This is a genomic window from Brevibacillus brevis (genome assembly GCF_001039275.2).
Taxonomy (GTDB): Bacteria; Bacillota; Bacilli; order Brevibacillales; family Brevibacillaceae; genus Brevibacillus; species Brevibacillus brevis_C.
In genome coordinates this window covers 5,366,322-5,372,500 of the sequence record NZ_CP030117.1, presented here as the reverse complement: position 1 = coordinate 5,372,500, position 6,179 = coordinate 5,366,322, and the positions used below count along the sequence as shown (strand labels likewise).

Annotated in this window: 9 protein-coding genes (1 of these 9 only partly in view); 7 read left to right on the top strand and 2 right to left on the bottom strand. The window is 47.5% G+C overall.

The genetic code is table 11. The features are described from left to right. From AB432_RS25990 to AB432_RS25980, 3 genes are all read left to right on the top strand, one after another. Positions 1 to 197, top strand: partial view of a DoxX family protein gene (locus AB432_RS25990; RefSeq protein WP_048034762.1) — the 3' end only. 226 nt of this gene lie to the left of the window's left edge; 197 of the gene's 423 nt are visible here — the last part of the coding sequence; its start codon lies off the left edge, out of view; the stop codon is at positions 195 to 197. Positions 198 to 263: 66 nt separating this feature from the next. Next, a complete protein-coding gene (locus tag AB432_RS25985; protein ID WP_048034761.1) occupies positions 264 to 593 on the top strand; it encodes an ArsR/SmtB family transcription factor in 330 nt (109 codons plus the stop codon). Further along, positions 590 to 1,012, top strand: a complete 423-nt coding sequence (locus AB432_RS25980) for an SRPBCC family protein (RefSeq protein WP_048034760.1) — start codon at positions 590 to 592, stop codon at positions 1,010 to 1,012. The genes AB432_RS25985 and AB432_RS25980 overlap by 4 nt, the downstream gene beginning before the upstream one ends. A 75-nt stretch (positions 1,013 to 1,087) precedes the next feature. Here the strand turns inward: AB432_RS25980 and AB432_RS25975 are convergent, their stop codons facing one another. Together AB432_RS25975 and AB432_RS25970 are read right to left on the bottom strand one after the other, a co-directional pair. Continuing rightward, positions 1,088 to 2,365, bottom strand: a complete 1,278-nt coding sequence (locus AB432_RS25975) for an erythromycin esterase family protein (protein WP_048034759.1) — start codon at positions 2,363 to 2,365, stop codon at positions 1,088 to 1,090. A gap of 179 nt (positions 2,366 to 2,544) precedes the next feature. Continuing rightward, positions 2,545 to 3,120, bottom strand: coding sequence for a GNAT family N-acetyltransferase (locus AB432_RS25970; protein WP_048034758.1), 576 nt, complete (start codon positions 3,118 to 3,120; stop codon positions 2,545 to 2,547). Positions 3,121 to 3,235: 115 nt separating this feature from the next. Here AB432_RS25970 and AB432_RS25965 point away from each other — a divergent pair, with 115 nt between their 5' ends. The 4 genes from AB432_RS25965 to AB432_RS25950 all read left to right on the top strand — a co-directional run bounded on the left by AB432_RS25965 (position 3,236) and on the right by AB432_RS25950 (position 6,113). Next, positions 3,236 to 4,657, top strand: a complete 1,422-nt coding sequence (locus AB432_RS25965) for a MocR-like pyridoxine biosynthesis transcription factor PdxR (protein WP_048034757.1) — start codon at positions 3,236 to 3,238, stop codon at positions 4,655 to 4,657. A gap of 90 nt (positions 4,658 to 4,747) precedes the next feature. Next, complete coding sequence (locus AB432_RS25960) at positions 4,748 to 5,317, top strand: TetR/AcrR family transcriptional regulator (RefSeq protein ID WP_048034756.1); 570 nt, start codon at positions 4,748 to 4,750, stop codon at positions 5,315 to 5,317. A 14-nt stretch (positions 5,318 to 5,331) separates the two neighbouring features. Beyond that, positions 5,332 to 5,694 (top strand): DMT family transporter, encoded by a 363-nt coding sequence (locus tag AB432_RS25955; protein WP_048034755.1) that lies wholly within the window; start codon positions 5,332 to 5,334, stop codon positions 5,692 to 5,694. Continuing rightward, entirely contained in the window at positions 5,691 to 6,113 is a 423-nt protein-coding gene (locus tag AB432_RS25950) for a YvaD family protein (protein WP_048034754.1), read from the top strand. The genes AB432_RS25955 and AB432_RS25950 overlap by 4 nt, the downstream gene beginning before the upstream one ends. Positions 6,114 to 6,179 lie beyond the last annotated feature (66 nt).

Sequence of the window (6,179 nt, the reverse complement as noted above, 5' to 3'; positions counted from 1 at the left end):
CTCTCGTTATCCCAGGGTTTCCCCGGCTTAAAGAATGGGTTCACGCTGGTATCTTCTTTTTAATGACTGGTGCGGCTTTATCTCATGCGCTTGCGAACGATTATGGAGAGTACGGGTTTTACATGATTCTTCCGCTTTCATATGCTGCGCTAAATATCGCCTCGTGGGCGCTACGTCCGATAAGCCGCAAACTTTAGGGAGGTTGCAGAAATTAACGGCTGTCCTCACCATACTACAGAAAATCAGATTTTGGAGGGAGTGTTGTGAGCGAGAACAACCCGTTACGGGATGTGTTTGATGCGATTGCGGACCCAACCAGGCGTCGACTGATCCGCTTGTTAGCAGAGGCAGAGGAGATACCGCTTCATGAATTAACGGCACAGTTTCAAATGGGGCGCACAGCGGTATCCAAACATTTGACAATCCTGAAAGAGGCCGGACTGGTACTTGACCGAAAAGTCGGCAGAGAAACGCGATTTAGGCTAAACGCCGCTCCACTTAGAGAAATTCAAGATTGGTTGGCTTTCTACACGAAGTTCTGGAGTACGAATATGCTGCGCTTAAACCAATTTTTAGAGGAGGAAGAAGAATGAGTTTAACATTATCCCTGGATTTTCAGTACAAAACAACGATGGAGAAGCTCTGGTCCGCTTTAACCGATGCAAACAAGCTTACCAAATGGATGGTCAACGTCCACACCGGACAGGCGATGGAAAATGATTTTAAGCCCGTTATCGGACACCACTTTCAGTTTCGTACTCAGCCGACCGAATATTGGGATGGAATTGTTGACGGCGAAGTGCTTATCGTAGAAGAACCACACCGGCTGTCCTATACGTGGTGCAGTGGAGGAGAGAAGCACACAGTCACCTGGACGTTGCAGGATTTAGGGAACGGAAAGATTAACCTTCATCTCGAACAAACCGGAATCTCAAATGCTCAAGCACTGGGCGGAGCCAAGTATGGCTGGAGCAATTGGTGCGGTGAGCTTGAAAAGGTATTGGAGCAATAATCGCACACCCTCAAAAAACGGCAGCCTGTTTAATCGGCTGCCGTAATTTTATAAACAGGCAAATGTCCCTACCCGTTAATCCGTTATCATAACTGAAGGAGTAGCCGTTCGCACGAAGATGATCGCATCAAAAGCTTTTGCTGGAATCATCTGCAACGTATACATCTTCTCCATTTTTCCGTACCATCCACTAAAAACATCACCGATTGCACTGATTGACTGTGCTTTATTCAGATAGGTGTAAAAATCCGCATGATGCTTTGTCTTGGCAAAATCAAGGAATCCATCCGCCATGCCTGTCTGAGCAAACAGAACAGCCAGCCGATTATTGCCACTATTTTTTACTGTAAACGCTTTGCGCTCATTGGTAGTGGCGTCCTTTGCAAGGAAGGTACTTTCGTAGAATTCGCTTCCGATTGCGTAATAGTGGTCCCCCAATGCTTTTGCGAGATGTGCCCCCATACAGGTTGTCATTCCTGTGGTAGTAGAGGTCTTTTCGATATGTCCATTATGTCCGGCGATGAACATGTTGTTGCGACCGTAATGCTTCTTTTCAAAGGATAGAACCCACATCACTTTGTCCGCCATATAGCGATCACGGGTGTTGCCATAGTTCGTGTTTGTTCCGCGGAGTGTAGCGTTTTGCTTGATGGATTCAGCGAAGGCAGTAGCCAGCTCATATTCTTTCTCAGAGCTTTTCGCGATGTAAACGGATTGGTTTTGTTTCATCTGCTCCATCAAGCTTTTTATGTGGGTGAGCGCTTCCTGTACGAGGGGAATCTTTTGATCATACACCGTCTTGTCATTCAGATTCGTAAGCAGCTTCTCATACTTGGATGCGAGTGTCGGATCAACTTTTTTCAAATAGGAGAATAGCCCGTTTTTGTTATGGTCATAGCGTTGCATGTCAAAGCCGTAGAAATGAATTTGGTCCTTGGCATCCCGCTGCTCATTAAAGGCGCGCATCCAAGAGAGAAGGGCAGCCATTTCTTCTGTTTGGTAAATCGTAAATCCGATGGCTTTTGCGGCATCCTGCGCAGTTCCGTTGCCGCCTAAAATGTATTCATTAACCTTTTGACCACCGCCAAAATCACCTTCAATGGCAAATACGCGATAACCTTGTTTTTCTACCAAATGCTTAAAAATATCTAGCTTCAGCGTAGTGAATTGCTTGTTGCCATGCGTAGCTTCTCCAAACCCGATGATGGTTTTTGCAGGAAGCTCCATTTTTGAAACAGGGACAAGGGTAGATTGCAATGACTGTTGTAAGGTGTTGGCTGATGCAGATTGGAAACCCGTCAATACACGCAGCACGATGAACAAGCTTAGGGTGATCAGGAGTTTTCTTTTCATATCAATCTCTCTTTCTTGAAAGGATTACTGGGAAACGGGTGGATTTTCTTACCATTTAAATAATTATACTCCTCCCTGGTCATATTTACCTACAGTGAATCCTTTTCTGTGGAATCCAAGCCGAAATGTAAAAACGCACCTGGGTTGGATTATCCGTATCCCGGTGCGTTTTCCACTTGCTATTTCAAATACTTCGCCCGATACTCATCTGCCAGCATGGACATGAGAATAGAGTCGTGATAGGCGTGGTTGTAATAAAGCGCTTGTCGCTGTACGCCTTCACGCTGGAAGCCGAGCTTTTCATACGTGTGGATGGCGCGTTCGTTAAAGGAAAATACATTTAGTTCGATGCGATGCAGATTGAGGATACCAAAACCATAATCGAGCATCAGCAGGAGGGCTTCGCTTCCGTAGCCTCTGCCTTGATGGGCATTTTGGTCAATCGAAATTCGGATAAAGGCGTTGCGATTATTCCGATCGATATCCCCGATCTGGACGTCGCCAATCACTTGATCATTTTCACACAGGCAGATCAATAAGAGGACACTGGAAGAGTCCTGGCCTTTGTTCTCGATGTACTGGTGAATTTGCTCACGCGTGAAATGCTTTTGTGTACCAGTCAGCTTGCGTGTTTCCTTGTTGAACAAGGAACGGTAAAGTAATTCAGTATCTTCTGTGCCGATCGGTCGCAAAAAGACGCGTTCCCCTTCCAAAAAGCGAACCGCTGCACTTGTATTCTCCTGTGTGGTAGACATAGTCGTCGTCCTCCTGTTCGTACAAAACTCTTTCTCTTAGGATAACGGGCAAGTGTATACTTGAAAATGTGCAGTTTTGTAAAAATGAAAAGGACAGATGGAGGGGGAAATCGAGATGCTCTTGACCCCAAACTGGCAGGAAAACGACAACGAGCCACAATACGTACAGCTTTATGCTTATCTGAAAAAGGAAATCGTCGCAGGACGCTTGGCGGTGAGTAGCAAGCTGCCGTCCGTTCGCAAGCTGGCTGACTTGCTGGGCGTAAGTACAACACCCGTGGAGATGGCATATCAGCAACTGCTGGCGGAAGGTTTTATCCAAAGCAAACCGCGCAGTGGGTATTACGTAGAGAAATTACCCGATCCTGAAATGAAACCGGGTGCTGGTACGAGCACCCAAACGATCCAGCGGCCCATGGTGCGTGACGAGCGGGAGTATGTCTATGACTTTCATCTCTCACGCAATGATTTTTCGTTATTTCCAACCATGATTTGGCGTCGTTTGTACAATGAGACGCTTCACATAGAGCAGCAGGAGAATTTTTTTTATGGGGATCCGCAAGGGGAGGCTGGACTCAGGAAGCAAATCGCTGAGTACTTGCACAGGTACCGGGGTGTCGCTTGTTCGCCAAATCAAGTGGTGATTGGGGCGGACCAGTTTGGCTTGTTGTCCCTGATCTGTTTGATGGTAAAGCCGCAGTTCCAACGCATCGGCGTAGAGAATCCGGGATATTTACTGTTTGCCAATACGTTTCGCCAGCACGGATACGACGTGGTGCCGATTTCACTGACAGAGGACGGAATTAGCGTCAGTGAGCTATATGAGTCAGGGGTTGGGCTGGCTGCCGTTTCTTCTGCTCATCAATACCCGTGTGGGATGATCATGCCCATATCCAAGCGGCTGCAATTGCTCGAATGGGCCAAAAATGTGGGAGGATACATCATCGAAGACGATTACGACGGAGAGTTTCGTTACCATGGCAGACCGATTCCGTCCATGCAGGGCTTGCTCCCGCATGCGAATGTTATCTATATGGGGAGCTTTGCGCAGGTATTGGCGCCTGCTCTAGACATTTGGTACATGGTCTTGCCAGAATCTCTGCTGGATACCTACTACAGCCTGCTACGTGAGACATTGCTGGAACCATCTTCATCCCGACTGCATCAGCGGACGATGGAAGCCTTTATGGAAAAAGGATATTTCGAAAAGCATGTCCGCAAAATGCGCAAGCTGTACCGTAAAAAGCATGATGCGCTGCTGCTGGCTGTGCACAAGCATTTTGGCGAAAGAGCGACAGTCATCGGAACCGATGCTGGTTTTCACGTTCTGCTGCGGGTAAACAGCGTGCGAAGTGAAGAGGAGTTGAAAAAGCTGGCGATTCAAGCAGGCGTGAGAGCCTCGTCCGCATCGTTTACATGGCTGGTGCCACCTAATCCCTTGCCAAAAGAGTTTTTCCTCGGCTTCGCGGGCATTCCATTGGAAAATATCGATCCCGGTATCGAGGCACTGAGCCAAGCGTGGTTTGGCGACAGTTGACAATGCATGGGTACGCCGTTATGCTAAGAGTACCTTTTGGAAAATATGAAAAACAAAATATTTTCCTTGTTTTCGAGAGGGGGCAAGAACATGCAGGAACGAATTCTACAATGCGCTTATCATGAGATTGAGACCAAGGGCGTCCGTTTTACCATGTCCGATTTAGCTCGGCGCGCAGGCGTTAGCACCAAGACGTTGTATGCGAGCTTTCCATCGAAAGAAGCCTTGATTACCAAAGTCATTGAAGAAAACATCGAGGATTTGCGTAAAGCGGAAGATCAGGTTTTACATGATCCTGACCTCGATTTGGTTGAGAAGATGCGGCAGCTGCTCGCACTGGTCCCGAACAATTTCTCACGAACGGACCTGCGCGTATGGTACGAGCTGAAGCGCTTCTATCCCGAGCAATGGAAGCTGATCGACGAGTTCAACCAACAGGAGTGGGAGCATGTTCGGATCATTCTGGAGCAAGGGGTAGAGGAGGGCGTGTTTCGTCGAATCCAGCTTCCGATCCTGATTCAGATGTATACCGGGACGCTTAACCAGTTGATTGATCAGCAGTTGGCCAACCAGCATCATGTGACGATTGGCGATGCACTGGATGCGGTCATCGATATTTTACTAGGCGGCATCGTAGATTCATCGTTTTCAAACAAGTAAGTAGGAGGAACAAAATGAGTTGGGTCTATCTATTAATGGCCATTTTACTAGAGGTGGCTGGAACAACATCGATGAAGCTGTCTGACGGGCTGAGCAAGCCTGTCCCCAGTGTGATGATGTTTATCTTTTATATTTTGTGCTTCTCGTCGCTGAGCCTGGCGCTCAAGGAAATGGAGGTCGGGACTGCCTATGCCATCTGGTCGGGTCTTGGCACTGCGATCATCGCGGTCATTGGTGTGGTGATCTTCAAGGATGCCTTCACTGTCAAAAAAGTAATTGCTGTCGGACTGATCATCGTAGGTTGTGTGCTGCTGAATCTGGGAGACTCCTCTCACGCACAATCTTCGAAAGATACAGGAGTAGCTGAGGCGAAATGAGTGAGAAAAATGTAAGGGCAATGCTAGTGTTCTTCTGGGTCACCGATGTGGCTTTTGTCGTATACTGGCTCATTACTTTTTTGGAGCTCCTCCCTGTGGAATACCTGTATCAGGATTACTACGACCCCAATTTGCTCGCATGGAACCTGTCCTTTTTTCCATTGGATATTTTTATTTCCATCACGGGCTTTGCCAGTCTGTACGCCTATCGCAGAGGGCGCAACATCTGGAAGCCGCTTGCCATGCTGTCGCTTGTTTTGACATCCTGCTCGGGTTTGCAGGCGATCGCTTTTTGGGCGTTCAAAACAGATTTCGATTGGTCCTGGTGGATTCCGAACCTGTACCTGCTGATTTACCCGTTATTCTTTTTGCCGGGCTTGATGCGAGAACTGGCAAAAGCGAAGGAAAGGAATTCTTGACAAATTTTGAGCAGTGGCTATATAGTAGGTCTTAAGTTAATAGTGCTGTGGAGATTGGGAGATCAG